At 70.4% G+C, this 17,094-nt stretch carries 14 protein-coding genes; 10 read left to right on the top strand and 4 right to left on the bottom strand.

Translation table 11 applies throughout. The annotated features are described in order from the left end of the window. Nucleotides 1-119: 119 nt before the first annotated feature. Genes GAS53_RS03285 through GAS53_RS03295 form a run of 3 tightly spaced genes read left to right on the top strand, consistent with a single transcriptional unit; the run spans nt 120 to nt 3,591 of the window. Nucleotides 120-1,130: an ornithine cyclodeaminase family protein gene (locus tag GAS53_RS03285; RefSeq protein ID WP_151475870.1), complete on the top strand. Its 1,011-nt coding sequence runs from the start codon at nt 120-122 to the stop codon at nt 1,128-1,130. Then, nucleotides 1,127-2,689 (top strand): HAL/PAL/TAL family ammonia-lyase, encoded by a 1,563-nt coding sequence (locus GAS53_RS03290; protein ID WP_151475871.1) that lies wholly within the window; start codon nt 1,127-1,129, stop codon nt 2,687-2,689. The genes GAS53_RS03285 and GAS53_RS03290 overlap by 4 nt, the downstream gene beginning before the upstream one ends. Beyond that, the gene (locus tag GAS53_RS03295; RefSeq protein ID WP_151475872.1) at nt 2,686-3,591 is read left to right on the top strand and encodes an amidohydrolase family protein; all 906 of its coding nucleotides are present in this window, start codon (nt 2,686-2,688) and stop codon (nt 3,589-3,591) included. Before GAS53_RS03290 ends, GAS53_RS03295 begins: the two co-directional genes overlap by 4 nt. Before the next feature lie 150 nt (nt 3,592-3,741). On the opposite strand, the gene GAS53_RS03300 is transcribed toward GAS53_RS03295, so the two are convergent. Together GAS53_RS03300 and GAS53_RS03305 are read right to left on the bottom strand one after the other, a co-directional pair. Beyond that, nucleotides 3,742-4,656 carry a YceI family protein gene (locus tag GAS53_RS03300; RefSeq protein ID WP_151475873.1) on the bottom strand — a complete coding sequence of 305 codons (915 nt, stop codon included), beginning with the start codon at nt 4,654-4,656 and terminating at the stop codon, nt 3,742-3,744. A gap of 301 nt (nt 4,657-4,957) precedes the next feature. Next, on the bottom strand, nt 4,958-5,992 hold the full coding sequence (locus GAS53_RS03305) for a LacI family DNA-binding transcriptional regulator (protein ID WP_151475874.1): 1,035 nt from the start codon (nt 5,990-5,992) through the stop codon (nt 4,958-4,960). A gap of 147 nt (nt 5,993-6,139) precedes the next feature. On the opposite strand from GAS53_RS03305, the gene GAS53_RS03310 reads away from it, so the two are divergent. From GAS53_RS03310 to GAS53_RS03340, 7 genes are all read left to right on the top strand, one after another. Continuing rightward, nucleotides 6,140-7,366 (top strand): amino acid ABC transporter substrate-binding protein, encoded by a 1,227-nt coding sequence (locus tag GAS53_RS03310; protein ID WP_151475875.1) that lies wholly within the window; start codon nt 6,140-6,142, stop codon nt 7,364-7,366. Nucleotides 7,367-7,373: 7 nt separating this feature from the next. After that, complete coding sequence (locus GAS53_RS03315; RefSeq protein ID WP_151475876.1) at nt 7,374-8,261, top strand: branched-chain amino acid ABC transporter permease; 888 nt, start codon at nt 7,374-7,376, stop codon at nt 8,259-8,261. Between the two features lie 46 nt (nt 8,262-8,307). Beyond that, on the top strand, nt 8,308-9,345 hold the full coding sequence (locus tag GAS53_RS03320; RefSeq protein WP_151475877.1) for a branched-chain amino acid ABC transporter permease: 1,038 nt from the start codon (nt 8,308-8,310) through the stop codon (nt 9,343-9,345). Then, complete coding sequence (locus GAS53_RS03325; protein ID WP_151475878.1) at nt 9,342-10,121, top strand: ABC transporter ATP-binding protein; 780 nt, start codon at nt 9,342-9,344, stop codon at nt 10,119-10,121. Before GAS53_RS03320 ends, GAS53_RS03325 begins: the two co-directional genes overlap by 4 nt. Further along, nucleotides 10,111-10,878 carry an ABC transporter ATP-binding protein gene (locus tag GAS53_RS03330; RefSeq protein ID WP_151475879.1) on the top strand — a complete coding sequence of 256 codons (768 nt, stop codon included), beginning with the start codon at nt 10,111-10,113 and terminating at the stop codon, nt 10,876-10,878. The genes GAS53_RS03325 and GAS53_RS03330 overlap by 11 nt, the downstream gene beginning before the upstream one ends. Nucleotides 10,879-10,927: 49 nt before the next feature. Beyond that, nucleotides 10,928-11,596 carry a hypothetical protein gene (locus GAS53_RS03335; RefSeq protein WP_151475880.1) on the top strand — a complete coding sequence of 223 codons (669 nt, stop codon included), beginning with the start codon at nt 10,928-10,930 and terminating at the stop codon, nt 11,594-11,596. 331 nt (nt 11,597-11,927) lie between these two features. Beyond that, on the top strand, nt 11,928-14,030 hold the full coding sequence (locus GAS53_RS03340; RefSeq protein WP_151475881.1) for a PQQ-dependent sugar dehydrogenase: 2,103 nt from the start codon (nt 11,928-11,930) through the stop codon (nt 14,028-14,030). A gap of 83 nt (nt 14,031-14,113) precedes the next feature. Here GAS53_RS03340 and GAS53_RS03345 read toward each other — a convergent pair whose 3' ends face one another. Continuing rightward, nucleotides 14,114-15,586: a glycoside hydrolase gene (locus GAS53_RS03345; RefSeq protein ID WP_151475882.1), complete on the bottom strand. Its 1,473-nt coding sequence runs from the start codon at nt 15,584-15,586 to the stop codon at nt 14,114-14,116. Between the two features lie 165 nt (nt 15,587-15,751). Beyond that, on the bottom strand, nt 15,752-17,008 hold the full coding sequence (locus GAS53_RS03350; protein ID WP_151475883.1) for a glucarate dehydratase family protein: 1,257 nt from the start codon (nt 17,006-17,008) through the stop codon (nt 15,752-15,754). Nucleotides 17,009-17,094: the final 86 nt, after the last annotated feature.

Here is a 17,094-nt window from a genome sequence, read left to right on the forward strand (position 1 = left end):
GGCTGCCCCTTACCCGACTGCATATGGTCATGCAGAGTTGTGCGTGGCTGAATTACAGTCAATCCCCTTTTGTAAACGGGGCGTTACGTTCGTCCGAAGTGAGTGAAAGGACGCCGGGAATGAGCACGTTGGAACCGGTTTGGTTCACCTTTCTCAACGGCTCGGACATCGAACAGCTCGACCTGGACGACACCGAGGTGCTGACCGCGGTCGAGCAGGGACTGCGCGCCCAGGGCCGCGGAGAGACGGTCATCGAACCACGAGTCCACCTCATGCCCGATCCCGCGTTCAACGGTCACTTCAATGTCCTCCGTGGTTACGTCGCGCCGCTCGGCCTGGCCGGAGTCAAGATCGTGGGCGACTACGTCGGAAACTACAAGTCCGGACTGCCCTCCGAGATGGCGCTGCTCAACCTCTTCGATCCGCGTACGGGCATGCCGGTGGCCGTGGTCGACGCCACCGCCATCACCGAGATGCGCACCGGCGCGCTCACCGCGCTCGGGGCACGGCACCTGGCCCGCCCCGACGCCAAGGTGCTCGGTCACATAGGGGCCCGCGCCACGTCGTACTGGAACGTCCGCCTGCTCGACCGGATCTTCGACCTCGACGAGATTCGCGTCCACTCGCGCCGCCCGGAGAGCCGCGAGGCCTTCGCGGAGCGGCTGGAGCGCGACCTCGGCAAGCCCGTGATCGTGACCGAGGACTGGAAGACCTGCGTCGAGGGCGCGGACATCGTCGTGGAGGCGTCCCGGCTGGAGCGGCCTGAGCCCCTGCTGAAGACCGAGTGGATCGCGCCGGGCGCCCTTGTCGTACCGTACGGAACGATGAGCGCGGTCGAACTCACCCTCACCGACATCATGGACAAGATCGTCGTCGATGACTGGGGCCAGTGCCGGTCCGGGCCGTTCGGTGCCCTGCGCGCGCACGTCGAGTCGGGCAGGCTCAGCGAGGCGACCCTGCACGGTGAACTGTGCGAGATCGTCGTCGGCGACAAGCCCGGCCGTGAACGCCCGGACGAGACGACCCTGTTCTGGCACCGCGGACTCTCCCTCTCCGACATCGCCCTCGGCGCGGCCATGCTCAAGAAGGCCGAAGAGCGCGGCCTCGGGCAGAAGCTGCGGTTCTCATGACCGGCACGCTCCCCGCTCCCCCACCCTCTGCAACCGGCACGGTGGTTGTCGATGGGCGCACCCTGTCCTTCGACGACGTCGTCGCCGTCGCCCGGCACGGCGCCCAGGTCGTCCTGGCGGACGAGGTGCTCCCCCGGCTGGTGCGCGATCGCGCGGTCGTCGACGACGTGGTCGACCGCGGGGTGCCGACGTACGGCCTGACGACGGGGCTCGGCAGCCGGTCGTCGTACGCGCTGCCGCGTGCCGAACTCGGGGAGTTCAGCGTGCGTACGGTGCGGGGCCGGGCCAACGCGGTCGGCGATCCACTGCCGACCTCCGTGGTGCGCGCCGCGCTGCTCGCCCGGGTCAACGGCATCGCGGGCGGCGGGAGCGGAGTGCGGCCGGAGATCCCGCGGCTGCTCGTCGGCATGCTCAACTCGCGGGTGCATCCGGTGATCCCGGAGGTGGGGTCGATCGGGGCCTCCGACCTGTGCCAGATGGCCCATGCCGGTCTGGTGGTCATCGGCGAGGGCAGCGCCGAATTCTCCGGTGAGGTCCTCGACGGTGCGGAGGCGCTGCGGCGGGCCGGGCTGACCCCCGCCGAGCTGGGCCCGAAGGACGGGCATGTGCTTTGCAGCGCAAGCCCGTTGGCGGCCGGCCAGGGCGCCCTCGCCCTCCATGAGGCGGCCGCCGTCCGCACGCTGGCCCAGGCGGTCACGGCGCTCACGTTCGAGGGCTTCCGGGCGAACACCAGCCCGCTCGACGCCCGCGTGCTGGGTCTGCGCCCGGCACCCGGGCAGTCCCGGGCGGCGGGCGAACTGCTCGCGCTCCTGGCCGGCGGTGACCTCACGGCCCCCGGACACGCGCGGCGAGTCCAGGACCCCCTGAGCCTGCGCTGTGCGGCCCAGGTGCACGGCGCGCTGCACGCCGCTCTGGACTTCGCCGGCGCCGCGCTGGAACCCGAGCTCAACGGCTGCGGCGACAACCCGGTGGTGCTGGCCGACACCGGCGAGATCCTCTCGTCCGGCAACTTCCACACCCCGGCCCTGGCCCTCGCCTTCGACACCCTCGCGCTGGCCCTGACACAGACGGCGGCGGTCTCCGCCGAGCGCATGCGGCGGCTGCTCGACCCGGCCGTCAGCGGACTGCCCGCGAACCTCTCGCCGTACGGTCCGGAGCGGTCGGGCTTCGCCCCGCTGGCCAAGACGGCGCAGGCGCTCGTCGCCGAGATCCGCGCCCTGTCCGCGCCGGTGTGCACCGACCCGCGACACGGCGCGGACGCCGTCGAGGACGACTCGACCAACGCGGCGCTCGGGGCACGACGGCTGTCGACGATGCTGGTCCGGCTGCGGCAACTGTTCGCCGTGGAGGCCGTGGCCGCCGCGCAGGCGGTGGACCTGGCCGCACCGTCCGTCCTGGGGCGGGGTCCCGGGCTCCTGCACCGCGCGATCCGCGAGCTCGTCCCGGCCCTGGACGACGACCGGCCCTGCGGAGTGGACGTGGACCGGGTGAGCCTCGACGTCCTGGGGTCCGACGAGGTACGAAGCGCACTGTGCGCCATAACAGAGGGAGCTTCGTGACCAACGTCGACGTACACCAGCATCTGTGGAGCCGCTCGTTCGTGGCGGCCCTGCGGGCGCGCGACGAACCGCCGTACCTGGACGGATGGACGCTGCACACCGCCGGTGAGCCACCGTACGAGGTCCCGCCCGCCGAACACGACGTCGCCGGGCGTGCCGAACTGGCCGCCACCGACGGCCTCGGCCGGGCGCTCGTCTCGCTGTCCTCCCCGCTCGGCGTGGAGTGGCTGCCGTCCACCGAGGCGCGGCCGCTGCTCGACGCCTACCACGAGGACTCGGCCGGACTGCCCGAGCCGTTCGGAGCGTGGGCCGCCGCCTGCGTCCGGGACATCGACGCCGACGCGACGGGCAGGGACCTCGACCGGGGGTTCGCCGGTCTGCAGCTCCCGGCGAACGCCCTGGCCGACGCCGACGGTTACGCGCGGTGCGCCCCGCTGCTGGACCTCCTCGAAGCACGTGACCTCCCGCTGTTCGTCCACCCGGGGCCGGCGGCCTGCGCGTCCCCGGGCCCCGGCTGGTGGCCCGCGATGGTGCCGTACGTGCAGCAGATGCACTCCGCCTGGTTCGCCTTCCGGGCGTTCGGCCGGGCCCGCCATCCGCGGCTGCGGGTGTGCTTCGCGCTGCTGGCCGGGCTCGCCCCGCTGCACGGGGAACGCCTCGCCGCCCGTGCCGGGGACGAGGCCCGGAGAGGGGTCGATCCTGACGTGTTCGTCGAGACGTCCTCGTACGGTCCGCGCGCCGTCGACGCGGTCGTCCGCGTCCTCGGCACCGACGTCGTCGTCCAGGGCTCGGACCGGCCCTACGCCGAGCCGCCGCAACAGCCCGGCTTCGGCCTGGGCGGAGCCGCCGCGTACGCCTTCCGCATCGCCAATCCCCAGCGCCTGCTCACCGGAAAGGACTGACCGCACCCGGCTCGAGGCCGCTCGCCCGGGCCCAACGGGCCACCCAAGACCGGCCAACCAGGTACCCGGCCCCCTCACCGAACTCGGCGTGTCCGACCGTCCGTTCCTGCCCGAGGAATGTGCGGACCGGGCCCGCCGCGCGGCGGTCCGCTACTTCGGCGGGGTGGGTGTGTCGTGCGTGCGGTACATCGCCTGGACGTCCAGCTCCAGTTGGACGGTCGGGCCGACCACCGCGATGCCGCGCGCCAGCATCGACCGCCAGTTGAGCGTGTAGTCCTCGCGGTGCAACTCGGCCTTTGCCAGGGCCGCGCAGCGGAGTTCCTGGCCGTAGCCGCCGTTCACCGTGCCGAGGTACGTCGTGTCCAGGGCGACCGTACGGCTGACGCCGTGCATCGTGAGCGTGCCCTGCAGCGTCCACTTGGAGCCGCCGCGGTAGGCGAAGCGCGTGCTCGTGAAGTCGATGTGCGGGTAGCGCTCGACGTCCAGGAAGTCGCCGGAGCGCAGGTGGTTGTCGCGCGTCGTGTTGCCGGTGGTGATGCTCGACGCGTCGATGCGTACGGACACATGGGATTCCGCTATGTCCTGGGCGACCCGGATGCCGCCCTCGAAGCGTTCGAAGCGGCCGTGGACGTTGGCCATGCCGACGTGCTTGGCGATGAAGCGGATCGCGGTGTGGGGCGGGTCGAAGAGCCAGGTGCCGGGCGGCGGGAGTTCGAGCAGGCGGGCCGGTTCCAGCTGGATGCGCTGAGGGGGGAGGGTCGTGCCGGCGAGGACGTCGATGGTCTCGCGGGCCGGGGAGAGGCCCTCGGCCATGATCATCATGCTGTAGCCGCCCGGCGGCAGCGCGGCCATGAAGAAGCCGTACGGGTCGGTGGTGCCGCGGGCCGCGACACGGTGGGAGTCCAGCGCGGTCACCGTGACGTCGGCGCCGCCCATGGGCTGGCCCATGGGGTCCACGACCTCGCAGCCGAGCGCGCCCGCGCCGGGCGGCAGCGGGAGCGTGAGGCCCGCCGCGGCGGCGGAGGCGCCCCTGGAACGCCGACGCCGGAGCAGTCCGAGGGCCATGATGTTCACCTGTCTTCTCTGTTCGAATGCTGTCCACGGCTCGACGCCCTCGCACGCCGCCTCCTGGGAACCGGTCGGCGACCGCCCGGCTGTGGGCGCCGTCCCCGGAAGCTCCGCGGGCCGCGGGCACGGGGCACGTGAGCCGGGACGTGAGCCATTCATGATCTTGGTCCAGCCCGCGACGGCGTGGGTGTCTCATTACGAGACAGTGCCCCGGCTTACGGGTCAGTGCCCCGACGCGTACGACGGCGCAGGTGGGCGGCCCGCGGCGGCTGCCCGAGGAGCGGCGCTGCCCTCGGTCTCACTGCGACGGCGCCGGGCCGGTGGAGTCGCGTACCACCAACGCATGGCCCGTGGACTTCCGACGGGGCCGGGCCGCAGGCGGCCTGAGGGCCATGGAGAGGGCCTGGCGGCCCATCTCGGCGAGGGGCAGCCGCACGGTGGTGAGGCCGGGGGCGAGGTCCGCCGCGAAGGACACGTCGTCGAAGCCGGCGACCGACATCCGGTGCGGGACCGGTACGCGGTGGGCGCGGAGCGCGGAGAGGACACCGATGGCCATGGCGTCGTTGAGGGCGACGATCGCGGTGGTGTCCGGGTGGTCGCGCAGAATCCGCTCGGCGGCGACGCGGCCGCCGTCGCGGGTGAACTCGGCCTGCGCGACGGGAAGTTCGGGCGAGGACAGCCCGGCCCGCTCCAGCGCGGCGACCACCCCCGCGAGCCGGTCGGCGACGGTGGACAGGAGCAGGTCCCCGGCCGCCACCGCGATCCGGCGGTGTCCGAGGGACAGCAGATGACCGGTGATGGTCTCGGCGCCCCCCTTGTTGTCGGGGCGCACCGCGTCGGCGTTGAGGAAGTGCCGGCCGATCACGGCGAGCCGGCCGCCGGTGTCCTGGAAGACGGACAGTTCGGCCTTGGCCTCGGCCTCCATACGGGGGTCGACGTATCCGGAGCCCGCGATGATGATGACGCCCACGCGCTGGGCGACCAGATGCCGGACCTGGCGCAGCTCGTTCCGCGGATTCCGGCCGGAGTGGCAGATCTGGACGATCAGGTTGCGTTCCCCCGCGACCTGGACGACCCCGCCCGCGATCTCCGAGAAGTAGGGGTCGTCGATCTGATGGACGATCAGCCCCACCGTCGACGCCGTGCCGCCCGCCAGGGTGCGCGCATGCGGATTGGCGACATAGCCGAGCTCCCGCGAGATGCGGCGGACCCGCTCGGCCACCTCCTCGCGCACCCCGTCCCGTCCGGCGAGCGCCCGGGAGGCGGTGGTCAGTGATACGCCCGCGCGCTCGGCCACATCGGCGAGCCGTAATCGTGAGCGGGGCCTCGGCATATCCGTCACCGCCTCTGAACGGGGCTTTCCGAACTGGTACTTGCACGACGGTTGTCCAGCTCCTGTGACGCGGATTACATGGTACGCAAGCGCTCGCGAAAGCGCTTTCGAACGGCGGAGAGTGCCTGCGGACAGGGGAGTCCAGCGATGAGCACAACAAAGCGCCTGTCATGGAGAGTTGCCGCCCTCGCGTCCGCCACGGCACTCGCGGCCAGCGGCTGCGGCTCGGGGGGCGGTTCGGAGGACTCGCCCGACGATCCCATCACCATCGGTGTCTCGCTCCCGCTCACCGGGGACTTCTCGGAGCCCGGCAAGGGCGTGGAGCGCGGCTACAAGGCCTGGGCGAAGATCGTCAACGACAAGGGCGGACTGCTCGGCCGCAAGGTCGAGTTGAAGATCCTCGACGACCAGTCGAATGCCGACCGGGTGGTCTCCGACTACGAGCAGCTGATCGGCAGGGACCAGGTCGACCTGGTCTTCGGCCCGTTCTCCACCCGGCTCGTGGTGCCCTCGGCCCGGGTGGCGGAGGAGTACGGCCTGCTCTTCGTCGAGCCCGCGGGCGCGGCGCCGGAAGTCTTCACCCAGGGGTTCAAGAACCTCTTCTACGCGGCACCGGCCGTCGCCAACGACCACTACAACCATCTCGCCGACCACATCCTGGCCCTGCCCGAGGCCGAGCGGCCCAAGACCGTGGCGTACGCGGCGATGGACGACCCGTTCGCCCAGGGAACGGCGTACGGGCTCAAGGACAAGCTGGAGAAGGGCGGTATCAAGACCGTCGTCGACGAGGTCTACCCGCCCAACACCACCGACTTCGGCTCCATCGCCGCGAAGATCGCCTCCTCCAAGGCCGACATGGTGGTGGGCGGCTCGCAGTACCAGGACGGCGTGAACCTGATCGTCGCCCTGCAACAGCTGAACTACCAGCCGAAGATGGCGGCCTTCTCCACCGCTCCCACGGAACCGGAGTTCGCCAAGGCCATCGGCAACAAGACCGAGGGCATCCTCGCGCCCACCGGATACACGCAGCAGGCGGACTATCCGAGCAACAAGGAGTTCGTCGAGAAGTACACCGAGCAGTTCGGCAAGGCCCCGGAGGAGGACGAGGCCAACGCGTACACGACGGGACAGGTCGTCGCCGCGGCCGTCGAGGCCGCCGAGTGCGCCTCCCAGGACGAGGAGTGCCAGAGCAAGCTCATCGACTGGCTGCGCGAGAACGAGGTGGAGACCGTGGTCGGCCCTCTGAAGTGGGACGACAAGGGCCGCCCGCAGAGCGCGCACATGATCCAGCAGTGGGTCGACGGCGAGATCCAGATCGTGCTGCCCGAGGAACAGAAGGAAGCCGATCTGGTCCACCCGAAGCCGAAGTGGTGATGCCTGAGTGCCCTCCGCGAGTCTCGTCTTCCAGAGCATCGTCCTCGGTGTGCTGCTGGGAGGGCTCTACGCCCTCCTGGCGGCGGGCCTGACGCTCTACTTCGGCGTCATGCGCGTCGTGATGATCGCCCACTCCGCCTTTCTGATCCTCGCCGCCTACCTCGCCTGGTACGCCCACCGGGAAACCGGCATCGACCCGCTTCTCACCCTCCTCGTCACCGTGCCGCTGTTCTTCGCCGCGGGCGTGGCCATGCAGCGGCTGCTCCTCACCCGGCTGCGCCCGGCGACGCTGACCATGATGTCGGTGCTGCTGACCTTCTCCATCGCCCTCGTCATCGAAGGGCTCCTCGGGTACGCGTTCTCCGGCACCCAGCGCCGTATCCGGCTCGGCTACAGCTCCGCGAGCCTGGAGTTCTTCGGGGCCCGGATCGCGGTGGTCAAGCTCATCGCGTTCGGCATGGCCGCGGCCGCCCTGCTCGGGCTGTATCTGCTGATGAAGCACAGCAGGTTCGGCCAGGCGCTGCGTGCCACGATCCAGCACCGGGAGGCCGCCGCACTGCTCGGCATCGACACCGACCGGATCGCCGGGTACGGCTTCGGACTCGGCCTCGCCACGGCGGCGGTCGGCGGTACGGCACTCGCGCTCGACACCACCATCTACCCGTCGCTGCACTGGCACTGGATCGGCCCGTTGATGGCGATCATCGTCGTCGGCGGCCTCGGCAGCGTGCCGGGCGCGGCGATCGCCGCCATGGCCCTCGGCATGACACAGAGCCTGCTCCAGCTGGAACTCAGCACGACCTGGGCGCAGACGGTCTTCTACGTCGCGCTCTTCGCCACCTTGGCCGTCCGGCCGCAGGGATTCTTCGGGGGTCGGCTTGCCCAGAGATTCTGAACGCAGAAGCCGAAGCCCGTGGCGCCTGGCCCTTCAGCTCGGAGCCATGGCGGCCGTGGTCGCCGTCGCGCTGTCCTTCCCGTCCATGGCCCCGAGCCCGTACGAGCTGACCGTGGGCATCGCCATCGTCAACTACGCCGTGCTCTCCACCTCCTGGAACTTCGTTGGCGGCTTCACCGGCTACATCTCCCTCGGCCACGGCGCCTTCGCCGGACTCGGCGCCTACACGACAGCCCTCCTGGTCACCAAGGCCGACCTGCCATCCTTCGCCGCGCTCTTCGTCTCCGCGGCCCTGGTGGCCGTGCTCGCCGTCCCCGTCGGCTACGCCGCCCTACGCGTGCGCGGCGCGTCCTTCGTCATCGTCTCGATCGCCCTGGTGCTGATCATGCTGCTGGTCTTCCAGAGCTGGTCCTCGTTCACCGGCGGCTCCCGAGGCCTGGTGGTGCCGAGACCGTTCCCCGGCATGCTGCGCTCCGAGCACCACGAGGTGTTCTACTTCCTGTTCCTGGCGCTGCTCGCGGTGGCGCTGCTGACCTGGTGGATCATCGACCGGTCCCGGTTCGGCATGGGGCTGAAGGCGATCCGCGAGGACGAGGACAAGGCCCAGTCCCTCGGCACCCCCACCTACACGTACAAACTCGTCGTCTTCGTGGTCTCCGCGACCTTCACCGCGCTGGCCGGCGGGCTCTACGGACTGTGGTTCGGCGACCTCGACCCCGTCTTCCAGTTCTCGATCCTGAGCGGTGCCTACATGGTGCTGATGGCGCTCCTCGGCGGCGTGCGCCATCTGTACGGGCCGCTGCTCGGGGCCGTGATCGTCGGGTACGGGCTCGAGTACTCCAAGCTCGAGTACGGGGACACCCCGCTGCACCTGGTCTTCGCGGGGCTGCTGCTCGGCGTCGTCGTGATGTTCATGCCGGACGGCGTCATCCCGGCCGCCACCGGCCTGATCGCCCGCGTGTTCAAGACCGGCGAGACCTCCATCCGCGAGGTCACCGCCGCCGAACTGCGCGAGGAACGCGGGCAGGGCGGGGCGGAGCCCGCACCGGGATCACCGGGACAGAAGCGGGAGGTGAAGCAATGAGCGCGAAGGAGAACGAGCAGGGGCAGGGGCAGGAGGAGGGGAAGGAGCACGGTCTGGCGACCGTCGGGCTCACCAAGGCCTTCGGCGGAGTCACCGCCCTGGACGACGCCACGGTGTCCTTCCGGCACGGCAGGGTCAACGCCCTGATCGGACCGAACGGTTCCGGCAAGACCACCTTCTTCAACTGCGTCACCGGCATGATCCGGCCCGACGCGGGCCGTACGACGTACCGCGGCCGGGACATCACGGCCAAGCCGCCGCACCGGATCGCCCGGGCCGGCATCGGGCGCTCCTTCCAACTCTGCCGTGTCTTCCCCCGGATGACGGTGCTGGACAACCTGCTCGTCGCCGTACGCCCGCCGAATCTGCTGGCCCAACTCGCGGGTGCCCGCAAGCGGGAGGAGACGGAGCGGGCCCGGTACTGGCTTACCCGTATGGGCATCGAGCACCTGGAGCGGGCGGAGGCGCGGAACCTGTCCTGGGGGCAGCAGAAGCTGCTGGAACTCGCGGGCGTCCTGATGAGCGAGCCCGAGCTGATCCTCCTCGACGAGCCGGCGGGCGGGGTCAACCCCGCGCTGATCGACCGGATCTGCGACCTGGTGCGCGAACTCAACGCCGAGGGGCGGACGTTCCTGATCGTCGAGCACAACATGGACCTGGTCATGTCGCTCAGCGACCACATCGTGGTCTTCGACCGCGGCCGGCCCATCGCGGAAGGCCCGCCCTCGGTCATCCAGTCCGACGAACGAGTCCTGGGGGCCTACCTTGGCGTCTGACTCCCCTTCCGGCTTCCTGCTGGAACTCGACGACATCCAGGCCGGGTACGGCCGGGCGGCCCTCGTGCTGCGCGGGCTGACCGTTCAGGTGCCGGCCGGCTCGATCGTCTGCCTCGTCGGTCCCAACGGGGCGGGCAAGTCGACGGTCCTGAAGGTCGCCAGCGGGCTGCTGGCCCCGCGTTCGGGACGGGTCCTGGTCGACGGCAAGGACGTCACCGGCCGCGGCCCGCAGCGGATGCTGGCCGCCGGAGTCGCCCATGTCCTCCAAGGACACAGCGTCTTCCGGGAGATGACGGTCGCCGAGAACGTGCTGCTCGGCGGCTACACGATCAAGGACAAGGCGGCCGTCGCCGAGCGTGCCGACTTCGTACGCGACCTCTTCCCGCTCGTCGCCGAACGCTGGACGAGTCTGGCCGGGCTGCTCTCCGGCGGACAGCAGAAGCAGGTGGAGTTCGCCCGCTCGCTGATGGTCCGGCCCCGGGTGGTGCTGCTCGACGAGCCGTCCATGGGGCTCGACCCGAAGACGACGGGCGTCGTCTTCGAACAGATCGTGCGGATGCGGGAGGCGGGCACGGCCGTCCTGCTGGTCGAGCAGAACGCCAGGCGTGCCCTGGAGACCGCGGACATCGGCTGCGTACTCGATCTCGGACGGGTCCATGTCTCGGGTCCGGCACGTGAGTTGCTGGCCGATCCGCAACTGGGCGAGCTCTACCTCGGCGGCAGGCCGGCGCAGCCACCGGCCGCGCCCAAACGGTGACCATCAAAAGCAGCTGTGGCGTGACACGCCTCGCAAAGGAGCGAGCGACATGGTCAAGCGCAGACGGTACGCGGGGGCGGCGCTCGCCGTCCTCCTGACAGCCCTCACGACTCTGGCGGCGGCCCCGGCCGGGGCGACTCCGGCGGCGGCCCCGGCCGGGGCACGCGGCGACGGTCGGCCGCCGCCCGCCGTGCATCCCGGACTCAAGCGACACCTCGCCGCCCACTACGACTTCGAGCACCCCGTCCCCGGCAACCCGGCACGGGAGCGCGACCGGGGCTTCTCCGGCACCGACATCGACCTCGTCAACGGCGGCGCGCGGATGCGTACGGCGGACGGGGCGCACCGGGGCAGCCGGGCCTCCCTCCAGGTCAAGCAGGTCGGCCAGGAGACGGCGGGCAACGACGACTGGAAGGCGGGCGTGTACTCCGCCTCCGGTGTGCCGACGCTGAACGCCTTCAACGCGGTCCGGCGCCCCTGGGGCCTCTCGGGCCCAGGGGCACACCGCACCTCTGCCACCGACCCACGAAGCATCAAGGTCGACAGCTACTTCCCGCTAAACACCCGGGAGACCAACCGTTCCTGGGCAGTGGACGGGAGTGAGCCCGCACACCGGCACGCCCCGAACGGTCTTGGGCGCACTGGTCGTCCGCTTTCGCAACCGAGCGGCGACACGGATCCTGTCCGTGGTCCGGCCCCGGGAGGGCGGAGTCCCTGACGACCTGGCCAAGTGGGTGCGGCCAGAGGCGACGGGGAGGCCCTGAACCATCTCTCTGGTGGAGCAGGGGCCCCGCACGCTGGCACCGCACCCGGCGTCCCAAATCGCATCGCCCACGTTACCCCGACCCCTGCAACACACCGCAAGCTGGGAAGTCGACCATCACACGATCGAGCTAAACCACCCCAACACGCGTTATACGGCGAGCAGTTGCGAACCTCTGCAACTGCCGCATGGACAGCCTGATGTTCCTCGACCGGGCGGTGGACCCCGCGCTCGTACGGGCGCAGTACCAACTGGTCAAGAACAGAGCAACAGAGGAGTGACAGCCATGACCGGATCCCCCGGCGGTAGACCCCGCCCCTTCCTGCTGACCCCGCTACTCGTCCTCGCCCTACTGCTGTCCGTCCTCGTCGCCTTACCCGCCGCCACCGCCCACGCCGCCGAACCCGTCACCGACCCGATCCCGGAACGGCCGGCCGCCTCCGACATCGGGCTGACCGTCGAGGAGTACGCCCAGTTCCCCAAGACCGAGCCGCCGCCCGGGCCGGTCACCGATCCACGGCTGATGCGGCACGCCCGCATCAACCACCTGAGCGAACTGCCCGACCGCTCGGGCCGGATGGCCGTCCCGGACCTCAACGGCAAGCTCTATCTCGTCGAGGACGGCACCCCGCGCGTCTATCTCGACATCGCCGGCACCTTCGCCCCCGCGTTCTTCGCCAGCCAGGGCCTCGGCCAGGGCTTCGGGTTCGTCACCTTCGACCCCGGGTTCAAGCGGAACGGCCGCTTCTACACCGTCCACACCGAGCTGGCCTCGGCCACCACCGCCGTACCCGACATGCGGCAGGCGGCCACTACGGCGTACCACGGCGTCGTCACCGAGTGGACGGCCGACGACCCCTCCGCCGACACCTTCCGGGGCACCCGCCGGGAGATCCTCCGCATCGGCTTCGCGGGCCGGGTCCACGGCATCCAGCAGATCGACTTCAACCCCACCGCCCGGCCCCACGACAAGGACTACGGGCTGCTCTACCTCGCCGTCGGCGACGGCGGCCAGGGCGCCAGGAACACCGAGCCGCAGAGCCTTGCCCTGCCGCACGGCAAGATCCTGCGCATCGACCCGCGGGGCCGTGACAGCGCCAACGGCAAGTACGGCATCCCGCCCGGCAACCCCTTCACCGGCACCCCCGGCGCGCTCGGCGAGATCTACGCGTACGGCATGCGGGACCCGCACCGCTTCAGCTGGGACCCCGGTGGCCGCCACGCCATGTATCTCGGCCATATAGGTGAGCACGCCATAGAGGCCGTCTACGAGGTGAGGGCCGGCGACAATCTCGGCTGGAGCGAACGCGAAGGCGCCTTCGTTTTCGACAAGACGGCCACCGACCCCTGCGCCAAGATCCTGCCGCTGCCCGCGGACGACGAGCAGTACGGATACACGTACCCCGTCGCCGCCTACGACCACGACCCGCCCGCCGACTGGAACTGCACCTCCGACGTCGGCCGGGCCATCGTCGGCGGCTTCGTCCACCGTGGCCGCGACCTGCCCGAGCTGCGCGGCAAGTACATCTTCGGCGACCTCGTCGACGGCCGGCTCCTCTTCGCCGACGCCAAGGACATGCGGCGGGGCGACAAGGAACTGGCCAAGCTGTACGAACTCATGCTGTACGACGCGAGCGGCGCCCGAGTGACCATGCAGGACCTGGCCGGGGACAGCCGAGTCGACCTCCGCTTCGGGCGGGACGCCGACGGGGGGCTCTATCTGCTCTCCAAGGCCAACGGCAAGATCTGGAAGGTCACCGGGACCCGGCAGTTCGCCTCCTGCGACACCGGCGGAGTCAAGGTCACCGACGTCATGGCCGGACGGAACTGGTCCCCGGTCACCCCGTCCAAGTGGCGGTTCCCGGGCCGTGAGGCGATCCTCGCCGAGGCCGGAGTCGCCCGTCCCGGTCCCAGGCGACCCTTCGAGTACGCCGTGCTCACCGCGGGACCCGCGGCCTTCGGCCCCGTACGGATCGACGCGGAGGTCCGTATCGACACCCCCGTGGAGATCACCAACCGGGACGTGATCATCGTCTTCGGGTACCAGTCCGACACGAAGTTCTATTACGCGCACCTGTCGACGGACAACACCATCTATCCGCACAACGGGATCTTCGTCGTGAACGACGCCGACCGGCTGCGGATCGAGGACCAGTGGAACGGCACCACGGGCGCTCCGCCGGCCATCACCGACACCGCCTGGCATCAGGTGCGGGTGGTGCACTGCCCCGGAACCGGTGAGATCGCGGTCTATGTCGACGGCTCGAAACGGCCCCTGATGACCGCCGTCGACACCACGCTCTCCTCCGGCCGGGTCGGCTTCGGCTCGTTCGACAACACCGGTCGGCTGCGCGGCCTGAAGGTCACGGGGACGCCGGTGGCCGGATGACGCAGTCGCGGCCGGACCCGCAAATGGGTCCGGCCGCGGCGACGTCCCGGTCGTAACTGGGGTTGTACGCGGTCGTGCGGCGGTCAGACGGTCACGCCGTCGATCTCGAAGGTCTGCACCGACGCGGCGCCGAAGGGCACACTCAGGCTCTTGCCGTTCAGCCGGATGTCCGTGCGCGCGGTGTAGAGGTCGCCGCCGCCGGAGGTCGCGGTGCTCCAGCGCCGTACGAGCCCGCCCGTGCCCCCGGTGACCTGGCCGAAGCGGGACAGGTCGAAGGTGAGCGTCTGGGCGGCACCGGAGTTGACGGCCACGATGACCAGGCGCCGCTGCGCGGCGTCATGAGCCGCGACCGCGTAGCCGACGCCGGTGTCGAGGATGGTCATCCCGGGACGGATGTGACGGCTGAACTGGGCCATCACGTAGTACTTGGTCTGCACGGTGGTCGGCTGCAGGCTGCTCGCGTCGTACGCGATCATCGCCCAGCCGGTGGACGGGTCCATCACCTGCCAGTAGACCCAGGCGGTCGGGTGCAGCCAGCGGAAGTCCAGGCACAGGTTGCTCGCCATGGTGAGGCCGGTGGCGTCCTTGTCGCCGGTCTCCGAGTTCCAGAGCTTCTTGCCCGCTGTCGTCACGACGTCCGTGTAGAGGAGGTCGCGGCGGCCGCCGGAGCCCTGGTAGCCGTGCACGTTGAACTGGCTGACCAGCGCCTTCGTCGACGCCCCGAAGGAGTTCCAGGTCGTGCGGGCCAGGTCGTAGCTCGTCTCGTCGGACGCGGAGATCCTGATGCCGGACAGACCGCGCTTGTCGAGTTCGCTGCGCATGTACGGGAGTACGGCCGCCTGGACGGAGGCGTCCATGTGGCAGCCCTCCTGCGTGCCGGTGGCCGTCCACCAGCTGGATGAGGGCTCGTTGAAGGGGTCGACGGTCGCGAAGTTCACGCCCCAGTTGTTCTTCGCGCGCAGGGCGACGGCGGCCAGGTGGGAGGCGTGCTGGCGGTAGTTCCAGGACTGGAGGTTGTTGCCGCCGCCGGACGCGCCCGACGGGTTGTGGTTGAGGCACATCCACCACATGGGCGAGTTGGCGAACAGCTCGGTGACAGCGCCTCGTTGGGTCGCCTTGCCCAGGGCGGCGCGCTGGTTCGCGTCGGCCGTCCAGTCCCAGGCCGAGGACGCGGGGTCCTCGTTGTTCCAGTCCTGCCAGAAGCCCTCGATCTGCTTGAAGGCCGGGATGTTGGGCGAGGCGACCATGCTCTGGCCCTCCACGCTGTTCCAGCTGCACGCGCCCAGGTTGTAGCGGGCGATGTTCATGCCCAGGCCCGGCAGCGTCCTGCCGCCGTACGCGACGTTCTTGGTGGTGAAGAAGATGTCGGCGAAGTCGTCACGCGCGCCGAACACGTTGGCCCACCACGCGAGCGAGGTGCCCCATCCCTCCCAACGCCCGTAGCTGGTACCGGGGTTGACCGCGACGGTCGCGTCGGCGCGAGCCGTGCCCGTCGCCAACGCGCTGCCCAGCAGCGTGCCGCCCGCCGCCGCCAGCAGCGATCTGCGCTTGATCATGGAGGTCTCCTGTCGCGCTCATGCCACAACCTGATTGAAGAATGAGGCGGGTGCAAACGGTTGTCGAGACGCATGACAGCGCTTTCTGTTTCGATAGTTTTGCGGACGCCCGTGCCACATGGCTTCACGGGCGCCCCTGCCGCCACAACGTTGCGGCCTTCCGTGTCACCACCGAGGGAGCTTGCCCTCGTACTCCGGGTGGACGCGCCGCATGTAACCGGTGTCGTCGCGGGCCTTCATGCCCGAGTCGAGGTAGAGCCGGTGGAGCCGCTCCAGGGCGTCGTGGTCGAGCTCGACACCGAGACCGGGTCCCGTGGGGACCCTGACCGCGCCGTCGCGCAGTTCGAGGGCGCCGGGTACGACCACGTCGTCCGCGGAGTTCCACGGGTAGTGGGTGTCGCAGGAGGTGTCGAGGTTCGGGATCGCGGCGGCCACGTGGGTCATGGCGGCGAGGCTGATACCGAGGTGGGAGTTGGAGTGCATGGACAGGCCGATTCCGAACGCCTCGCAGACGGCGGCGAGTTCACGGGTGCGGCGCAGTCCGCCCCAGTAGTGGTGGTCGGTGAGGAGGACCTGGATCGCGTTCTGCTCGACGGCCGGCCGCAGGTGCTCCCAGGCGATCACGCACATGTTGGTGGCCAGCGGCATGGGTGAGGTCTTCGCGACCTCGGCCATACCGGCGATGGTGGGGGTGGGATCCTCCAGGTACTCCAGTACGCCGTCCAGTTCGCGTGCCACGTACCGCGAAGTCTTCACCGTCCAGGCCGTGTTGGGATCGAGACGCAGGGGCCGGCCGGGAAAGGCCTCGGCCAGTGCCCTCATCGCGGCGATCTCCTCGTCGGGCGGGAACACCCCGCCCTTGAGCTTGAACGAGCGGAAGCCGTACCGCTGTTGCATCAGCCGGGCCTGCTCGACGATGCCCGCCGGGTCGAGGGCCTCGCCCCAGTCGTCGCCGACGGCCGGGTTGCCGTCGAGCGCCGGGTGTCCGGCCCACTTGTAGAAGAGGTACGCGGCGAAGGGCACCCGGTCGCGGACCGTGCCGCCCAGCAGGTCGCTGACGGAGCGCCCGAGGAGCTTGCCCTGCGCGTCGAGGCAGGCGACCTCCACGGCGGAGGTGGTCCAGCCCCGCTCGTGGGAGCTGGGCACGGTGGGCTGCAGGGCGGCGTCGATCGCGGCGGAGACGGCCGTGGTGTCGAAGACGTCCATGCCGACGACCGTCTGCGCGGCGGCCCGCAGGCGTTCGACGCGTACGTCGCCGCCGGTCGACTCACCGAGTCCCACCGTGCCGTCCGCCAGGACGAGTTGCAGGATCACGCGCAGGGCGAGGTGCTCGTGCACCCCGCTGGAGTTGAGGAGTGGCGGGTCGCGGAACGCGATCGGCGTGACGATCAGTTCACGGATCCGGCTGTCGGTCGCGGTCATGAGCGGACTGCCTCCAGGCCGTGGTCGATGGGTTCACCGGCCGGGCGATGGCGGTGACCCGAACACGCTAAGCGCTCCGCCGGAGG

Origin of the sequence: Streptomyces albicerus (assembly GCF_008905045.1) — a bacterium.
In the GTDB taxonomy this organism is placed as follows: domain Bacteria; phylum Actinomycetota; class Actinomycetes; order Streptomycetales; family Streptomycetaceae; genus Streptomyces; species Streptomyces albicerus.

Excerpts from the sequence above, each read along its gene's own strand:
- GAS53_RS03340 (WP_151475881.1), top strand. The coding sequence starts at position 11,928 with ATGACCGGATCCCCCGGCGGTAGACCCCGCCCCTTCCTGCTGACCCCG.
- GAS53_RS03285 (WP_151475870.1), top strand. The coding sequence starts at position 120 with ATGAGCACGTTGGAACCGGTTTGGTTCACCTTTCTCAACGGCTCGGAC.
- GAS53_RS03325 (WP_151475878.1), top strand. The coding sequence starts at position 9,342 with ATGAGCGCGAAGGAGAACGAGCAGGGGCAGGGGCAGGAGGAGGGGAAG.
- GAS53_RS03345 (WP_151475882.1), bottom strand. The coding sequence starts at position 15,586 with ATGATCAAGCGCAGATCGCTGCTGGCGGCGGCGGGCGGCACGCTGCTG.
- GAS53_RS03320 (WP_151475877.1), top strand. The coding sequence starts at position 8,308 with ATGGCGGCCGTGGTCGCCGTCGCGCTGTCCTTCCCGTCCATGGCCCCG.
- GAS53_RS03290 (WP_151475871.1), top strand. The coding sequence starts at position 1,127 with ATGACCGGCACGCTCCCCGCTCCCCCACCCTCTGCAACCGGCACGGTG.
- GAS53_RS03335 (WP_151475880.1), top strand. The coding sequence starts at position 10,928 with ATGGTCAAGCGCAGACGGTACGCGGGGGCGGCGCTCGCCGTCCTCCTG.
- GAS53_RS03305 (WP_151475874.1), bottom strand. The coding sequence starts at position 5,992 with ATGCCGAGGCCCCGCTCACGATTACGGCTCGCCGATGTGGCCGAGCGC.
- GAS53_RS03310 (WP_151475875.1), top strand. The coding sequence starts at position 6,140 with ATGAGCACAACAAAGCGCCTGTCATGGAGAGTTGCCGCCCTCGCGTCC.
- GAS53_RS03300 (WP_151475873.1), bottom strand. The coding sequence starts at position 4,656 with ATGGCCCTCGGACTGCTCCGGCGTCGGCGTTCCAGGGGCGCCTCCGCC.
- GAS53_RS03350 (WP_151475883.1), bottom strand. The coding sequence starts at position 17,008 with ATGACCGCGACCGACAGCCGGATCCGTGAACTGATCGTCACGCCGATC.